At 40.8% G+C, this 17,808-nt stretch carries 14 protein-coding genes and 1 pseudogene; 13 read left to right on the top strand and 2 right to left on the bottom strand.

The window, feature by feature from the left end:
• Nucleotides 1-123 precede the first annotated feature (123 nt).
• Nucleotides 124-1,341: an S-methyl-5-thioribose kinase gene (gene mtnK / locus HYD28_01595; protein QLE07772.1), complete on the top strand. Its 1,218-nt coding sequence runs from the start codon at nucleotides 124-126 to the stop codon at nucleotides 1,339-1,341.
• A 57-nt stretch (nucleotides 1,342-1,398) separates the two neighbouring features.
• Here the strand turns inward: mtnK and HYD28_01600 are convergent, their stop codons facing one another.
• Nucleotides 1,399-2,883: an FMN-binding glutamate synthase family protein gene (locus tag HYD28_01600; GenBank protein ID QLE07773.1), complete on the bottom strand. Its 1,485-nt coding sequence runs from the start codon at nucleotides 2,881-2,883 to the stop codon at nucleotides 1,399-1,401.
• A 112-nt stretch (nucleotides 2,884-2,995) separates the two neighbouring features.
• Nucleotides 2,996-4,774, bottom strand: a complete 1,779-nt coding sequence (locus tag HYD28_01605; GenBank protein QLE07774.1) for a DUF885 domain-containing protein — start codon at nucleotides 4,772-4,774, stop codon at nucleotides 2,996-2,998.
• A gap of 359 nt (nucleotides 4,775-5,133) precedes the next feature.
• Here HYD28_01605 and HYD28_01610 point away from each other — a divergent pair, with 359 nt between their 5' ends.
• The 12 genes and pseudogenes from HYD28_01610 (at nucleotide 5,134) to HYD28_01665 (ending at nucleotide 17,796) form a co-directional block, all read left to right on the top strand.
• Nucleotides 5,134-6,120 carry a GGDEF domain-containing protein gene (locus tag HYD28_01610; GenBank protein QLE10457.1) on the top strand — a complete coding sequence of 329 codons (987 nt, stop codon included), beginning with the start codon at nucleotides 5,134-5,136 and terminating at the stop codon, nucleotides 6,118-6,120.
• Between the two features lie 121 nt (nucleotides 6,121-6,241).
• Nucleotides 6,242-6,997, top strand: a complete 756-nt coding sequence (gene ubiE / locus HYD28_01615; protein QLE07775.1) for a bifunctional demethylmenaquinone methyltransferase/2-methoxy-6-polyprenyl-1,4-benzoquinol methylase UbiE — start codon at nucleotides 6,242-6,244, stop codon at nucleotides 6,995-6,997.
• Between the two features lie 28 nt (nucleotides 6,998-7,025).
• Nucleotides 7,026-7,631: an SCP2 sterol-binding domain-containing protein gene (locus HYD28_01620; protein ID QLE07776.1), complete on the top strand. Its 606-nt coding sequence runs from the start codon at nucleotides 7,026-7,028 to the stop codon at nucleotides 7,629-7,631.
• Between the two features lie 17 nt (nucleotides 7,632-7,648).
• On the top strand, nucleotides 7,649-9,250 hold the full coding sequence (gene ubiB / locus HYD28_01625) for a ubiquinone biosynthesis regulatory protein kinase UbiB (protein ID QLE07777.1): 1,602 nt from the start codon (nucleotides 7,649-7,651) through the stop codon (nucleotides 9,248-9,250).
• A gap of 77 nt (nucleotides 9,251-9,327) precedes the next feature.
• Nucleotides 9,328-9,567, top strand: coding sequence for a Sec-independent protein translocase subunit TatA (gene tatA, locus HYD28_01630; protein QLE07778.1), 240 nt, complete (start codon nucleotides 9,328-9,330; stop codon nucleotides 9,565-9,567).
• A gap of 5 nt (nucleotides 9,568-9,572) precedes the next feature.
• The gene (gene tatB / locus HYD28_01635) at nucleotides 9,573-9,905 is read left to right on the top strand and encodes a Sec-independent protein translocase subunit TatB (GenBank protein QLE07779.1); all 333 of its coding nucleotides are present in this window, start codon (nucleotides 9,573-9,575) and stop codon (nucleotides 9,903-9,905) included.
• 50 nt (nucleotides 9,906-9,955) lie between these two features.
• Nucleotides 9,956-10,696, top strand: coding sequence for a twin-arginine translocase subunit TatC (gene tatC / locus HYD28_01640; GenBank protein ID QLE07780.1), 741 nt, complete (start codon nucleotides 9,956-9,958; stop codon nucleotides 10,694-10,696).
• 1 nt (nucleotide 10,697) lies between these two features.
• Nucleotides 10,698-11,231, top strand: coding sequence for a hypothetical protein (locus HYD28_01645; protein ID QLE07781.1), 534 nt, complete (start codon nucleotides 10,698-10,700; stop codon nucleotides 11,229-11,231).
• Nucleotides 11,231-12,013 (top strand): YchF/TatD family DNA exonuclease, encoded by a 783-nt coding sequence (locus HYD28_01650; protein ID QLE07782.1) that lies wholly within the window; start codon nucleotides 11,231-11,233, stop codon nucleotides 12,011-12,013. The genes HYD28_01645 and HYD28_01650 overlap by 1 nt, the downstream gene beginning before the upstream one ends.
• Before the next feature lies 1 nt (nucleotide 12,014).
• Nucleotides 12,015-13,871: a diguanylate cyclase gene (locus HYD28_01655; protein ID QLE07783.1), complete on the top strand. Its 1,857-nt coding sequence runs from the start codon at nucleotides 12,015-12,017 to the stop codon at nucleotides 13,869-13,871.
• A gap of 12 nt (nucleotides 13,872-13,883) precedes the next feature.
• Nucleotides 13,884-14,894 carry a porphobilinogen synthase gene (gene hemB / locus HYD28_01660; GenBank protein QLE07784.1) on the top strand — a complete coding sequence of 337 codons (1,011 nt, stop codon included), beginning with the start codon at nucleotides 13,884-13,886 and terminating at the stop codon, nucleotides 14,892-14,894.
• Between the two features lie 132 nt (nucleotides 14,895-15,026).
• Nucleotides 15,027-17,796 (top strand): annotated as a pseudogene (locus tag HYD28_01665) (ExeM/NucH family extracellular endonuclease).
• Nucleotides 17,797-17,808: the final 12 nt, after the last annotated feature.

The raw sequence follows: 17,808 nt of genomic DNA on the forward strand, positions 1-17,808 counted from the left end.
ATAACTAATTTAGATGAGTCGTTATTTTACATCAGTTTTGAGAACTAACAAGTTAGATGTATGGACATCTAAACGGTTACAGGTATAGAATGCTTAAAGTTAATTGTATTACGAGATTAAGCCATGGCTAAATATACTGCCTTCACTGCAGAGCATGCTGTTGATTACATTAAAGAACTTATTGAAAGTAAGCGAATTTCAGTATTCACTAATGATGCAAAGCTTAGTGCATACGAATTTGGCGACGGAAACTTAAACTTAGTTTTTCGTGTTGCTGATCAGCACAACAATAGTGTAATTTTAAAACAAGCACTTCCTTACGCCCGTTGTGTAGGTGAGTCATGGCCGTTATCTTTGGACCGCGCACGCATTGAAGCCGAAGTATTGATTAATCATGGTCAGTTATGTCCAGAGCATACAGTGGCGATATTGCATCATAATGTAGAACTGGCTTTAACTGTATTAGAAGATTTAGGTGAGTTACAAATTTTACGTGGCGCACAAATCAACGCAGAGCAATTTCCATTATTGGCAAGTCATGTTGCGCTCTATTTAAGCCGAACAGGCTTTTATAACTCAGACTTTTACTTATCTGCTGAAGATAAAAAAGCCAAAGTCAGTCAATTTATTAATCCTGATTTATGTAAGATCACAGAAGACTTATTCTTTACTGATCCGTACATTGAGCATGAGCGCAATAATTTCCCAGCTGAGCTTAATGAGCACGTCGAAAGTATTCGTAATAATGATGCTTTAAAACTAGCAGCAGCAAAATTAAAAGCTAAATTCTTATCTTGCCCACAAACTTTATTACATGGTGATATGCATAGCGGCAGTATTTTTGTTGATAGCAATACCACCAAAATGATCGATCCAGAGTTCGGCTTTTTTGGTCCTGTTGGTTTTGATATCGGCTCATTTATGGGTAATTTGTTACTAAATTACTGCGCCCAAAACGCGCGTATCGCTGAGCAAGCAAAGCGCCGCCAATACCAAACCCATTTATTAACTTGCTTACAAGACTGTTATAGCCAATTTGAACAACATTGGCTAAACCTGGCAAGTAACGAAGCAACTGATATTAGCTTTGCAAATCGCGCTTTTAGCGAAGATTACTTACAACAAGTACTGCGAGATGCGATTGGCTACTGTGGCGCTGAACTTATTCGCCGTACTATTGGTTTAGCCCATGTTGCTGATATCGATGGAATTGAAGATGAACAAGCGCGTTTAGCAGTACAACAACAAACACTTGTACTCGGCGAGCAACTGATGCTCAATGCCACAAGCTGTAATAATAAAGACGAGTTCTTTTCTTTGTTAATCAGTTTATTAAACTAATAGTCAAAAATTTAAAAAGGCGCTCAATGCGCCTTTTAATTATTCAACCCAACTAGATTATTTATTGTAGTGCTCATACATTTTATCGAGCGGTTCTGATAAGCCATTTTCTTGTACCACCCGCACATGCTGACGAGCCAGCTCTCTGGCACTTGATACGCCACACGAATGGGCTATAAGCCCTGCGCCGTAATGAATGTACTTATTATAGTTAGCAACACGCTGGGCTTTGTCTGTTACATCCAAGCCTCGTTGTAAGCGTTCATTATGCGTAGTAATGCCGGTTGGGCAGGTATCTTTATTACATTGCAATGCTTGAATACAACCAAGCGAAAACATGTGACCACGAGCTGAAACAATAAAGTCAGCGCCCAATGCCAATGCCCAAGCAACTTTAGATGGTACAATCAACTTACCCGAGGCAATCACTTTCACTCGCTCTCTAAGCCCATGTTTCTTCAATAAATCAACAACCAAAGGTAAGCTTTCTCGCAGGGGCAACCCCACAGAATCCATCAAAGGCTGAGGGGCAGCGCCCGTACCACCATCGGCACTATCTATTGTGATAAAATCTGGGGCTGATTCAATGCCACAGTTATTAATTTCACTGAATAAGGTTTCGAGCCAAGTGTATTCACCAATCACCGCTTTGAAACCTGTGGGTTTGCCCGTGGTATTGCGCACCATGGCGACCATATCAAGTAGGTCAGCTGGTGATTTAATCTCAGGATGACCATTTGGACTAATTGAGTCTTGCCCTTCAGGAATCCCCCGAATTTTTGCGATTTCTGCAGTCACTTTACGTCCCGGCAACATACCTCCCTTACCGGGTTTTGCGCCTTGGCTCATTTTAATTTCGAACATTTTAACTTGTTCGTGATCAGCAATTGCTTTGAGTTTTTCGGTGCTTAATTTACCGTGCTCATCTCGTACACCATATTTTGCCGTGCCGATCTGAAACACGATATCAGCACCACCTTCAAGATGATAAGAGCTTAGCCCGCCTTCACCTGTGTTCATCCAACAGCCAGCTAATTTAGCACCTCGAGATAGTGCTCGAACAGCCGGCTTAGATAGTGCACCAAAGCTCATGCCTGAAATATTAAATAATGCATTTGTGGTATAGGGTTTAGGACAATAAGGTCCTAAAGTGACTTCACTAGGATCGAGCGCCTCTTCATCTAAGGTAGGAAACGCGCAATTCATAAACATTACGGTTCCTGTCGCTTCAAGACTCTGAGTTGAACCAAAGGCCGTCGTACGGTCAACATTCTTCGCAGCACGATACACCCAACTCCGCTCTGCACGGTTAAAGGGTAATTCTTCTCTATCCATAGCAAAGAAGTACTGACGGAAAAATTCCCCCTGGCGTTCAAAAAAGTAACGAAAGCGGCCAATCACTGGGTAGTTACGGCGAATAGCATGTTTAGATTGCGTTACATCACTAATGTAAAAACACACAATCACTAGCAAAACGATGCCTAATGCAAAAATAAATAAACTGGCAAATACATCGATACTAAAAATTATAAAATCACTCATCCAAGGCCCCTTTGTGAAATGACATCTATCAAATCATATAAGTTGTTTATATTAGGTGCAATAAACAAAAAAGGCGTGATTTAAATCACGCCTTTTCGTTTCTTTTATGCCGCTATGCTGCTCGTTTGGCTAACTCAGCTTTAATATAAAGTTGAATTTGCTCTTCAAGTACTGACATTGGCACTGAGCCATGACGTAATATTTGATGATGAAATTCGCGAATATCAAAATCTTGACCAAGCGCTTGCTCAGCTTCGTGGCGTAAACGTTTAATTGTTAACTCACCAATTTTGTATGACAAAGCTTGTGCAGGCCATGAAATATAACGGTCGGTTTCGGTCTTCACATTATGCAATGAAAGCGCGGTATTTTCGCTCATAAACTTCATCGCACGCTCGCGGCTCCAGCCATACATATGCATACCTGTATCAACCACTAAACGAGCTGCACGCCACATTTCATAGGTCAAACGACCAAAGTCACTGTATGGGTCTTGATAAAAACCCGCTTCGATACCTAAAAACTCTGAATATAAGCCCCAACCCTCACCAAATGCCGATAAATAAGCATTACGGCGATAACTTGGCAGTGACTCAAGTTCCGCATTAAGTGAGATTTGCAAGTGGTGCCCCGGAACAGCTTCGTGCAAAGTTAATGCTTCAAGAACATACAATGGACGCTTGTCTAACGCATAGGTATTAACCCAATAATAACCCGCTTGGTCATCGCGACGAGAACCTGAGTAACGGCCAGTTGTATATTTAGGCGCAATACTCGCTGGCACTGGCGCAACACCATAAGGCATTCTTGGTAAGGTGTGGAATAACTTAGGTAATTGAGCATCCATTTTCTTAGCGATGTAAGAGGCTTCTTTTAGCAGTTCTTTTGGTGTTTTTGCGTAAAATTGCGGATCAGTACGTAAAAAGTGGACAAAATCAGCAAATGAGCCTTCAAAACCTACTTTCTTAATAATTTTTTCCATTTCGGCACGAATGCGTGCCACTTCTTGTAAACCCAGCTCGTGGATTTCTTTTGGCGTCATATCTGTGGTGGTATAGTATTTAGCACGGTTTTCGTAAAACGCTTTACCGTTTGGCGTACTAGAAATACCAATGTCTGTTCGTGCACCTGGCTGATATTCATTATTAAAGAAAGTTAAGTAACCTTGATAAGCCGGAATAACCTGCTCTTTAATGATAGTTTGCGCTTGCTTTTGCAATGCTGCAAATTCGCTGTCACTAATACCTGCGGTATTTTTTAAAAATGGTTTGTAGAATTCTGACTCTGTTGCATCATCAACAATATACGCAGTAATTGAGTCTTGATACCCTTCTAAAACAGCCTTAGGTTGAGTCAGCCCCACCTCAAGACCCTTGCGCATCCAACCAATATTTTGCGAAAAATAGCGAGGAATTTGCTGTAATTTAGCAAGATATAGTTGGTAATCTTGTTCTTTTGTGTAGTCAGAGCTTGAAATCATAAATGATAAGCTAGAATGAAACCCATACTCAGACGTTAGTGGCATATAATGCGTGTTAAACACATATTCATCGACACTATTTTGCACTTGACCACGTAAAATAGTTAGGTTGATGCGGTTTTCTTCAGATAATTTATCACGGTCTATAGCATCTAAATCGGCGAGTAACGCTGTATTTTTCTTATATTTTTGCTCTAGAAACTCTGCTGATAGGTTTTCTAATAAATAACCATCTACGCCATTTTCTTTACCATATGGACTGATACTTTGACGGTAATTAACAATATTTTCGGCTACTTGAGTAAATTGCTGATCAGCATCAATATTTGTTACCTGGCAAGCGCTTAAAGTACAAGCTAAAGCAACCGCAATAACAGAACGGTTTAAAGTTCGCGACAGTGTTTGTTTCATAGCATTCTTTTTAGTTTTAATCAGTATTGCTAAAGTAGCGCAGCACTGACTAAAACCCAAGCAAATGCGACCAAGCTCAGTTTAAATGCGCTCAAATTAGCATCACTGGGGAAGCATCAATGTGCAAGCTTTAAGCAATTTTTAATTACACTTGTTAAAGTTGTTGAGAAAATCAGCTAATAGACACAAACAGAACAAATTTAAGTTCCAAAATTAGCGATTTTGCTTTTAAATAGGCTGATTACAGATTACTGTAGACTCAGTATTTATGCTTGGAAGCAAATACACTTTACGGAAGAGATGATTAATTGGTTGATATGCGTATTTAGTGGTATTGAAAAATGATGTTCCATGATCCCATGGCTATTGCTCAAGAAAAAATGACAAAGGTATGTATCTTTTTAGAACACCATGCATTACCGCCGTCACCACTTAACTACCAAGTTGTTTACACCTACGTCAGCCAATCTAACCCCAAGCTTAATGCCACAATTGACCGCGCCATTGCACAAAGAAAAGCCATTGATTGTGTCTATGTAGAACAGCTGTATTTCGATTTTATAGAACAAGGCCATAAAATGAAAACCGCCATTGTTCGCAACGTTGACTCAGTCATTAACACCCTTTCGCGTAATGCTAGCAATAACGAGCAAAATATTGTGCGCTTTGCTGATCAAGTTAGTGACTGTGTGCATTCAATCGATGAAAACAATATTGAACAAACGCGTCACGCATTAAAAATGCTCAGTAAGCAATCTGAAGTACTGCTCAACCAGCATCGCCAATTTAAGCAAGAAATAGCAAAAGCCAAATCAATACAAGAAAAAACCCAAAAACAGCTCACTCAGTTACGTAAGCAACACATTACCGACCAACAAACTGGCTTATACAAGCGCCATTACTTAAATCAACAAACCCAACTCTGGGTCGGCCAAAATAAAGCAGTTTGTGCTATTTCTATCCACATTGAGAACCTGAACCATTTTATTGAAAACTATGGTGATGTCATTGGTGAGGTCATTTTAAATAAAGTCGCAAAGCAAGTGCAAAAATACGTACAAGAAAGTGGTTTGCCAGGGCGTACAAGTAAAGATGAATTTACCATCTTACTTGCTGACATAGAGCCTGAAACTGCCAACTTAATAGCTGAAAAAGTACGAAATGGCGTCGAAAAACTACGCTTTGTAAGCTCAAAAAATGGCACCAAACTACCTGCTATCACCCTAGCCCTTGGTATTGCCAAGCATGAAGGCGATGGTGACTTTAATAGTTTAGCCCGTAAAGCTTCTTTAGCTGCAGCTAAAGCCAAGTCGCTTGGACAAAGTAGTTTTATTGCCGGTCAATAAAGTTTAACACTGCGCTAAGTCATGAAAAGCCACGCTAATCTGATGATTTAGTTATAATCAAATTGCACCCCACAGCCACAATCAAGTACACTAGTCTTTATTGCCACGATAGAGATTAATCATGAACGAGAATCAAGAAAAGACCACGCATTTTGGCTATAAAACCGTTGCTGAAAACGAAAAAGCATCAATGGTTGCAGATGTATTCCACTCAGTCGCTGCAAAGTATGACGTAATGAATGATCTTATGTCGTTCGGTATTCATCGTTTATGGAAACGCCAAACTATTGCAAGTTCAGGTGTTCGTAAAGGTCACTATGTATTAGACCTTGCGGGCGGTACTGGTGATTTAACCGCTAAATTTAGTCAATTAGTTGGTGAAACGGGTCAGGTTATCTTAGGCGATATTAACTCTTCAATGCTGAAAGTTGGCCGCGAGAAACTTCGTAACCTTGGTCGTGTTGGCAATATTGAATATGTACAAATGAATGCAGAAGCATTGCCATTTCCTGATAACAGCTTTGACTTGATCACTATCGCATTTGGTCTTCGTAACGTTACCGATAAAGATAAAGCACTACGCTCAATGTATCGTATTCTGAAGCCTGGCGGTCGCTTATTAGTACTTGAATTCTCTAAACCGGAACAAGAAATACTGAGCAAAGCCTATGACTTCTATTCATTTAATATCTTACCTAAAATGGGTGAGCTAGTAGCGAATGATGGCGAGTCTTATCAATACCTTGCGGAATCTATCCGAATGCATCCAGATCAAGAAACGTTAAAAAGCATGATGGAAGATGCAGGTTTTGAACAAACTAGTTATCAAAATCTTACTGGCGGTATTGTTGCCCTCCATCGTGGTTTTAAATACTAAAAACTCTATTAATTAAGTAGGTAACGCGATGTTAGCAAACGCTCTGTTATCACTCGTCGAACGAATCATTAATCAACTGCTGCAGTTAGACCCTCAGTTAAAAGGCAAACTTGCAGCAATTGCTGATAAACAGCTGTTGGTTGAGGTACGTGATTGGCAACAGTCAATTTTGTGCGTATACAGCAACGAGCAAATTCATTTATACAGTACGCAAGAGCGCAATTTTGACTGCATGATCAGCGCTGATATCAATACCTTGTTGGCGCTTAAAGATCCGTCAATGCTAACGCAACTCATTCGCCAAGATAAGCTCGACTTGCAAGGCGATTTAAATCTTGCACAAGGCTTTAGCAATGCTTTTGCAGAGCTTGATATTGACTGGCCAGAGCACTTTTCTCGATACATTGGCGATGCCCCAGCACAACAGTTGTGGCTCTCTTTACAAACCTTAAAACGTCGTGGTTCACAAACAAAGAGTAAGTTAGAAAATACCTTAACAACACTTTGCCAAGATGAGTTAGCAGTGACCATACACCCTCTTGAGCTTGCTGAGTTTAAACAGCAAAATCGCCAATTAAAAAGCCAAGTATCTCAATTAGAGATGCGAATTAACGCGCTGTTACAGTCACGCTAATGCGCTAAGGAACTTGTGTGTCGTCTGCTCGTCTTTATTACATCACTAAAACCCTTCTGAGCTACGGCTTAGACGAATTAATTCCGCGTAAAAGAGTGCCTTGGTTTGCAAAGCTCGGACGCGGAAGCTTATTTTGGTTACGCAACCAACATAAAGATAAACCTGCAGGTATGCGCTTGCGACTTGCTCTACAAGAACTTGGCCCGGTATGGATCAAGTTTGGCCAAATGCTTTCAACACGCCGTGACTTACTCCCTCATGATGTCGCATTAGAGCTTGCACTACTACAAGATCAGGTTGAACCTTTTGAAGGTGAACTTGCCCAGCAGCTTATCGAAAAAGCGCTGGGAATTAATGATATTAGTGAATTGTTCAGTGACTTTTCGCAAACACCTTTAGCATCAGCATCGATCGCACAAGTCCATACTGCTACCTTAATTGATGAGCATGGCGCAGCTCAAGATGTGGTAATTAAAGTCATACGCCCCAATATAAAAGAGCAAATTGATGCTGACTTAATGCTGATGCAAAAAGTCGCTCGATTAGTTGCAAAGTTATTAAAAGAGGCTAAACGTTTACGTCCTATTGAAGTCGTAAACGAGTACAAAAAAACCTTGTTGGATGAACTCGACTTAATGCGAGAAGGGGCGAATGCAATACAGCTACGCCGTAACTTTGAAGACTCAGATTCACTTTACATCCCTTTTGTATACAGTGATTACAGTCGTAGTAATGTATTGGTAATGGAGCGTATTTACGGAATTCCTGTATCAGATACTGAAGCATTGCTTGCGCAAAATACCAATATGCAGCTACTAGCCGAACGCGGAGTAGAAGTCTTTTTCACGCAAGTATTCCGTGACAGTTTCTTCCATGCAGATATGCACCCGGGTAATATTTTTGTTTCTCGTGAAAACCCACATAACCCAAAATATATAGGTATTGACTGTGGCATTGTAGGCACCCTTAATCGCGAAGATAAGCGCTATTTAGCAGAAAACTTTATTGCCTTTTTTAACCGTGATTATCGCCAAGTAGCGCAACTACACGTTGATTCTGGCTGGGTACCAGCCGATACCAGCATCGAAGAGTTTGAGTTTGCTATTCGTACTGTGTGTGAGCCAATTTTTAATAAACCATTAGCTGAAATCTCTTTTGGCCATGTGTTAGTCAACCTGTTTAATACGGCTCGTCGCTTTAATATGCAAGTTCAACCGCAATTAGTGTTACTGCAAAAGACGCTGTTGTATGTTGAAGGCCTTGGCAGACAACTGTATCCGCAGCTTGATCTATGGAAAACTGCTAAACCTTTCCTAGAAGATTGGGTCAAAGAACAAGTTGGTCCGCTTGCAGTAATGAAAAAAATGTATGCGAACTTGCCATTTTGGGCAGAAAAAATGCCTGAATTACCTGATTTAATTTATCAAAACTTAAAACGTCAACAACAACCTGTACAATTGCCTGCGCCGCAATCTGCTAAACCTTTGTTACTTAGCATCTTTGCTGGTAGCTGCTTGATTGTTTCAGGCTTATGTTATTTACAGCATGATTTAGTTGCGAGCGCAATTACCGCTGGCTTTGCTGTAGCGGGCTTTATTGCTGCATGGCGAAGCACATAAACTAAGTGCTATTTATGTTTTGGTGAGTATAATCGAGACAAGTCTATTCTAAAAATTTGATAAAAACGGAGTAACCCATGGGTTTTGGTGGTATCAGTATTTGGCAATTAATCATTATTTTAGCAATCATCGTTTTGTTATTTGGCACAAAGAAACTTCGTGGCATTGGCGGTGATTTAGGCAGTGCTGTAAAAGGCTTTAAAAAGGCAGTGTCTGATGAAGACCAAACTAACGCAAAAAGCGAGCAGATAGAAAAATCTTCTAACACGCAAAGCAAAGAAACCGTAGAGAAAAGCAAAGACGACCATAAGGCTTAATCAACATGGGGATGTGGGAACTTGTTGTCGTACTGATCGTAGGTCTGATTGTATTAGGTCCAGAGCGCTTGCCTGTGGCAATTCGCACTGTGAGCCGCTGGGTAAAAACATTAAAATCAGTCGCCAACTCAGTGAAAGCTGAAGTGAACGAAGAACTCCGTATCCATGAGCTTCACGAAAACTTAAAAAAAGCAGAGCAACAAAATTTGCAAGAACTCTCTCCAGATCTGCAAGACTCTGTAAACGAACTACAAAAGGCTGCCCAGTCAGTCACCCACAGTTACAAGAAAGACACGCCTGAAAAAGCAGAAATTAACAATAATGATGAAAAAAAGTGAATTTAATCTCTGCTTTTGTGGTCAATAACAACGATGATGAATAGTAAATTATGACCGAGCAAGCTCACACAGGCTTTGTTGGCCACTTAATTGAGTTGCGAAATCGACTCATGAAAGCTTTGTTAAGCATTTTGCTAATATTTATCGGCTTGGTTTATTTTGCCAACGATATTTATAGCTTTGTTGCAGCACCTCTTATAGCAAATTTGCCAAGCACTGCCACCATGATCGCAACGGATGTAACAGCACCCTTTTTTGCACCGTTTAAACTCACTCTATTTGTGGCTTTATTTGCTGCTATTCCAATGATACTGCACCAAGTTTGGAGCTTTATAGCACCCGGCTTGTATCAACATGAAAAGCGTATGCTAATGCCGATTTTGGCCTCGAGTATTTTGCTATTTTATAGTGGTATCGCATTTTGCTACTTTGTAGTGCTGCCAATCATTTTAGGGTTTTTTACTAACGCTGGCCCTGATATGATGACATTAGCGCCTGATATTAGTAGCTATTTAAGTTTTGCTTTAAAACTGTTTTTTGCTTTTGGTATTGCGTTTGAAATACCCGTCGCCATCATGCTGTTATGCTGGAGTGGTGCTACAACAACAAAAAGTTTAAAAGAAAAACGACCTTATATTGTGGTAGGTGTATTTGTGGTTGCCATGTTTTTAACACCTCCTGATGTACTGTCACAGACATTACTAGCATTACCCATGCTGTTATTATTTGAATTAGGTTTAATTTTGGCTGCATTTTATACCGCCAAGCCTCAACAGGAATCCGAGGAATAAAATGAAAAAACAACTCATTCCCTTCGTTGCTCTTTTAACAATTGCTGGTACTACTCAAGCAAACGAAGTTAACTTACAAGCACTACAAGCGTGTACTTTTGTTGAAAATGATTTTAATCGCTTACTTTGTTACGACAACGTAATGGCTGGTAAATCGCTGTCTAAACCAGCAACAAAACAACAAATTAAACAACCTGCAGCAAGCTCTACAGCAGCTGTTGTCGCGGCGCCTGTTGCAGCTGCAACAAGCGAACAAATTGTAAAAACAAAAAATGAAGACTTTGGTTTAGAGCATAAAGAAGTTGCAAAAGTTAACGATGACCAAATAAGTTCCTTAGTAAAAAGCGTAAAAAAAGCACCTTATGGTGAACTGATCATCGAGCTTGATAATGGTCAGCAATGGCGTCAAGTTGGCTCTGATAGCTTACGTTTAAAAGCACAAGATGTTGTCATAATTGAACGAGGTATTTTCAATTCTTTCCTCCTAAAAGTTAAAGGTCAAAACCGTTCGATTCGTGTAAAACGTACTAACTAATGAGCACTTCGCTAGTTGATGCTGGTGTCAACTTAAGCAATCATCAATTTGATGATATTCATGACGCTGTGTTACAACGTGCCGCTGAGGCAGATGTAACACAGATGCTGCTTATTGGCTGCGATCTTCAGAGCAGCCAAACTTCTTTGAAACTCGCCAAACAGTTCAATCAGTATTGCACAGCAGGGGTTCATCCTCACGATGCAAAAACAGCAGATAAACACCTTGAAGAACACTTAATGACTCTTAGCCAAAACATGGAAGTGGTTGCCATTGGTGAGTGTGGTTTAGATTACAATCGTGACTTTTCTCCTCGAGATGTGCAGCGTAGCGTGTTTAGACGCCAACTGAAGCTTGCTGAACAGCTTGATATGCCAGTGTACTTGCATGAACGAGATGCCTGCGAAGATATGCTCTCAATTTTGAGTGACTATAAGGTGCGAGGTGTATTGCACTGCTTTACTGGTGACCAAGATGCATTACAAAACTACCTAGCTATGGGGCTTTATATTGGTGTCACGGGCTGGGTATGCGATGAGCGCAGAGGTGAGCAACTACAGGCCTTGGTACCGTCAATTCCTTTGAATCGTTTGTTAATTGAGACCGATGCCCCCTTTTTGATGCCGAGAAATATCAGACCAAGACCGAAATCTCGCCGCAATGAGCCTCAGAACCTTCCTTATATATGCCAGCAAATTGCTGATTTGAAAGGATGCGAATTTACTGATGTTGCAAAACACACTACACTAAACTTTTGGCAATTATTTACCACTAAGGGTTAAGATGAAGCGCCTATGGTCACTGTGTGGCGTACTCTTCGTTGTTGTTTTTACTCCCTGCTTGCTGGCTAACCCGATTACTGTTAGCCCACACTTTAAATCTCTGCATTCTCTTGATGTTGAGTACACGCTTGATCCTATTACAAAACAGCAAGCATTTACGAGTGATGCTGTACCTTGGCAAAAAAACCATGGCAACACTCTTAACTTAGGCATGAACTTAAGTCCTTTGTGGTTAAAAATGTCGATTCAGAATACATCACTACATGACTTACCACTGATCTTGTCAATTGATAACCCTTTACTTGATGAAGTGGATGTATTCCACCTCCAAGCTAGCCATGTTTTATTTAGCACAAAAATTGGAGATGCTCTTCCCTTAGAAAATCGGCAAATAAAAAATGAATCACTGCTTGTATCTCTAACAATTCCCAAAGCAAGCCATTCTATCGTTTATTTGAGAGTTAAAAATAACGGTGGCCTTAGAGTACCCTTAAGCCTTTGGAAGCCCTCAGAATACCTAAAACATAAAAGTAAGTTTAATTTACTCTACGGATTACTAGTAGGGTTCATTTTATCTTTAGCGATTACTAATTTGGTACTTTATGGTTTTTCAAGACGCAGTTATTTTGCTTATACAGGCTTTCTACTGATGTTATTATGGCTATCACTTACCTACTTATATGGCTTTGGGTATCGCTACCTTCAACCAAGTGGCACATCATTTCAACAATTAACGATTCCAAGCTTGTTTTTTATATGCTGCGCATTATTCGTACCTTTACAGCGTCATATTTTTGGTGCAGAGAAAAGTCGCTTGAGCCTTATTCAAAATTGGCTCGCATGGGGTGTCATTTTCATTACTTTCATATTGTGGTTTTTACCTGTTTATGTCGCGATTTCGCTCTGCTTATTAAGCTTGCCTATTTTATTAGCTGCCTTTATTGCTATCGCTATAAAACAGTTTAACCACGAATATAAACAGCCATCCATTGCATTTATTATTGCTATGTTAGCGTTCTGCTCAGCAATTATTCACAGCGCATTTGCCGTTTTTAATCCATACAACTTGTATATAAATGAGCAGTCACTCATCTTTATTTTCTTTTTAATTTGTAGTTTAAGCCTAAGCTATGCTGTTACAAAACTGTTTATAATGCAACGTGATGCAGAAGTAGCATTACAGCAGACAGCTCTGGCTGAAAGTAAAGCACAAGATAATCTGATGCAAGAACGCCTAAAACTTCAAGAGCAAGCTCGGCAAAATCTTGAGGCTAATATTGAGGAGCGTACTTTCGAGTTACAAGTCACCCTTCGCGAGCTAGAAGAAAAAAACCGGGAGCTTGAACAGCTCAATATGGAAGATGCGCTGACCAAAACCAAGAACCGCCGCTATTTTGATAAAAAACTGCTGATGGATATTCGCCGTTCTCGTCGTGAACAAACGCCATTGGCTATAATTATGATAGATATTGATCACTTCAAAGCAGTCAATGACACTTACGGCCATTTAACAGGTGATCAAACAATTCAAGCTGCCGCCGATGTCATCAAGCAGCACCTTAAGCGACCGCTCGATGAGGTCGCACGCTATGGTGGCGAAGAATTTGTAGTGCTATTGCCCAATACGCCCCTTACAGGTGCATTAGAAATTGCTGAACAAATACGCAAAGCAGCAGAAAAGACTGATATAATAGTTGCCGGAACAACGATTAAATTTACTTTGAGTGCAGGTGTTTACAGCGCAATTGCTGAAGACATTAATAACCCAAGTTTATTCACTGACTATGCCGACAAAGCCTTATATCATGCTAAGCAATCAGGTCGAAATCGCGTAGTGAGTTATCCTCTACCAAACTAGGAGTATACAAGCATGGCCCAATCAGGACTCGACCTTTTCCCTTATACACGTATGCGCCGCATGCGTCGTGATGGCTTCTCTCGTCGCCTAATGGCTGAAAACCAGCTGACCGTTAATGACCTTATTTTTCCTGTATTTGTTTTAGAAGGTAAAAACCGCCGCGAAGCTATTGAGTCTATGCCAGGCGTAGAGCGTCTTTCTATTGATTTACTACTTGAAGAAGCAAAAGAACTCGTTGAATTAGGTGTACCTGCCGTTGCTCTTTTCCCCGTAACACCTAGCGATAAAAAATCTTTACTAGCTGAAGAAGCCTACAACCCTGATGCATTAGCACAGCGTACAGTTCGCGCATTAAAAGAAGCATTTCCTGAGCTTGGTGTGATCACTGATGTTGCACTTGACCCGTTCACAGTACATGGCCAAGATGGCATAATTGATGAAGATGGTTACGTGATTAATGATGTAACAACTGAAATCTTAGTTAAGCAAGCGCTATCACATGCCGAAGCAGGTGCCGATATAGTCGCACCTTCAGACATGATGGATGGACGCATTGGTGCAATTCGTGAAGCACTCGAAGCCGAAGGCCATATCCACACTCGTATTATGGCTTACTCTGCAAAATACGCTTCAAGCTACTACGGTCCGTTCCGTGATGCAGTGGGCTCTGCAGGTAACTTGAAAGGCGCCGATAAAAAGACCTATCAAATGGACCCTGCCAACTCTGATGAAGCTATTCGTGAAGTAGCCCTTGACCTTCAAGAAGGTGCAGACATGGTTATGGTGAAACCTGGCATGCCATATTTAGATGTTGTACGTCGCGTAAAAGATGAATTTGGTGTACCAACATTTGCTTACCAAGTCAGTGGTGAATATGCCATGCATAAAGCAGCCATTGATAACGGTTGGCTTGCAGAAGAAGCAATAATCATGGAGTCATTATTAGCATTTAAGCGTGCTGGCGCAGATGGCATCCTAACTTATTTTGCAAAACAAGCAGCAGTTTGGTTAAAAAATAACTAATCTAAAGTAAATGTTCTAAAAATTGGAAATTATTCCTATTTTATTAACATTTTGCATTTAATTTGTCATAGATTTTTCTTAAAGTACTGTGTCCCATATTGGGACTTTAAAAATACATACACGGGAAAAATAATGATAAATACAAAATTAACGCCGCTCGCGCTTGTTATTGCAAGCCTGAGCGCGCCTGCTTCTGCCAACCTAATCATCTCTGAATACGTTGAAGGAAGCTCTAACAATAAAGCGGTAGAACTTTACAACAACTCTGGCGCTGAACTATCGCTTGATGGTTACACTATCTCTTTATACTCAAATGGTAATGGAGACCTAGCAGATCCAAACAACAGCTTAGCTTTAACAGGTACACTTGCAGCAAATGCGACCTACGTTATTGTTAACGCTGGTTTCTGTTGATGAATTGAAGACAAAAGCCGATATAGAATCAACTATTACTTACTTCAACGGTGATGACGCACTAGTCCTAACTAAAGACGGTGAAATAGTTGATAGCTTTGGTCAACTAGGTGTTGATCCTGGTTCAGCATGGGATGAAGGTGGTGTAACAACAGCCAATAAAACACTACGTCGCAAAACGACTGTGACTTCAGGTCGTACTGATGCAACATCAGCATTTAACCCTAGCGAAGAGTGGGAACAATTCGACCAAAATGATTTTAGCAATATTGGTCAATACGGTGAAAGCACAGAACCAACTCCTGAGCCAGAGCCAGTTACTCCGCTTGAGTGTGGAGCAACAAAAACATTAATCAACGCAATTCAAGGTGAAGGCGGCGACAGCCCACTTATTGACACTGAAGTTGAAGTTGAAGGTGTAGTGACCGCAGACTTCCAAGGTGATGATCAGCTCAAAGGCTTCTTTATTAGCTCACTTGCTGCTGATGCTGATACAAACCCACTTACTTCTGAAGGTGTATTTGTTTATTTCGCAGATACTAATGTTGACGTTGGTGATCATGTACGTGTTAAAGGTAGCGTAGCTGAATACTACAGCGCGACACAGCTAGGTGATGTAAGCCAAGTTGAAATCTGTGCTACAGGCCTATCTACAGATCCAACCGTTGTTACTTTACCAGTTGCTGAAGTTGCAGACCTTGAAGCCTATGAAGGTATGTTAGTAACCATAGATCAACCTTTAGTTGTCAATAACAACTACGGTCTTGGCCGTTATGGTGAGGTTGACTTAGGTACTGAGCGTTTATACCAAGGTACTCAAATTGCACTACCGGGTGATGCAGCAAATGCTGTTGAAGCTGAAAACCTGAAAAAACAAATCTTACTCGACGATGGTTCAACAAAACAAAACCTTGATCCAATCGCCTACCCAGGCACAGGTCTTGATGCCTATAACACATTACGTTTGGGTGACACAGTAAACACTGTTACAGGTGTGATGGGTTACAGTTTCAACCGTTACCGCATTCACCCTACAGTGCAACCTGAGTTTACAGCAACAAACCCACGTACCGATGCGCCAGAGCTTAACGAAGATGCAGATCTTCGTGTAGCGAGCTTCAACGTATTAAACTATTTCAATGGTGATGGCCAAGGCGCAGGTTTCCCAACTAGCCGTGGTGCAGACAGCGAAGAAGAGTTTATTCGTCAGCAAGCAAAAATTGTCAGTGCAATTACAGCTATCAATGCTGATGTCATTGGCTTAATGGAAATCGAAAACGATGGTTTCGGTGAAAACAGTGCTATTGCAAGCCTAGTTTCAGCACTTAATGACGAAGATGCAGAAAACACTTACGCATTTGTTGATTTTGATGTTGAAAAAATTGGTACTGATCAAATCACAACAGCTTTAATTTATCGCTCAAATAAAGTATCAGAAGTAGGTAAGGCAGCTCATACAACTGCTGAACCTTTTGATTACAGCAATCGTCCGCCTATTGCCCAAAGCTTCCAATCTCTTGAAAGCGAAGAAATCTTCACAGTTGCAGTTGCCCACTTAAAATCTAAAGGTGGCTGTGGCAGCGCTGAGGGTAATAATGCTGACTTAGGCGATGGTCAAGCCTGTTGGAATGAAATCCGTGTTGCGGGTGCTAATGCTTATGCAGATTGGTTAGCAACTTACCCAACTGAAGTTGAAGATGAAGATATCATCCTAGTGGGTGACATGAACTCTTACGCGATGGAAGATCCTATTCGTGCATTTGCAGACAAAGGTCTTAAGAGTGCGGTTGCTGAACTAGACGGTGATACATTAGGTTACTCTTATAGCTTCTCTGGCCGTATTGGTAGTCTTGACCACGCGCTAGTAACTGAATCTATGCTTGATAAAGTTGTTGCTGCGACTGATTGGCATATCAATGCCGATGAGCCAATCAGCCTAGACTACAACCTTGAGTATAAGTCAGCAACACAACAAGCAGGCCTTTATGCAGATAATGCATATCGTGCATCTGATCATGATCCTGTGATTATTGATATTCAATCTGCAGAGCCTATTCCTGAGCAACAAGCACCTATAATCGAAGCAGATCAAACATTCGAAATCGTAGAAAACAGTGAAATTGGCGCAGTTATAGGCCAATTAGTTTTCTCTGATGGCGATGCTGATTACACACCTGTAGTAAGTTTTAGCATTGTTGGTGAGCATGCAGATGCGATTGCAATCAGTGCCGCAGGTGAAATCACAGTTGCTAAAGAGCTAGATTTCGAAGAAGAAGACAAGCTTACGCTGATGATCCGTGCACAGGATAGCGCAGGCAACTTATCAGAAGCGCAACTGCTATACATCAACATTACTAACGATGAAGCAGATGATGTAACTGAAGAAGATGAAGCAGAAAAAGAGTCTAAAGATGATGATTCTGGTTCACTTGCTTGGTTAAGCTTACTAGCTTTACCATTTGCACTGCGTCGTCGTCTAAAGAAATAAACGACACAATAT

It is taken from the genome of Pseudoalteromonas shioyasakiensis (genome assembly GCA_013391845.1).
GTDB lineage: Bacteria > Pseudomonadota > Gammaproteobacteria > Enterobacterales > Alteromonadaceae > Pseudoalteromonas > Pseudoalteromonas apostichopi.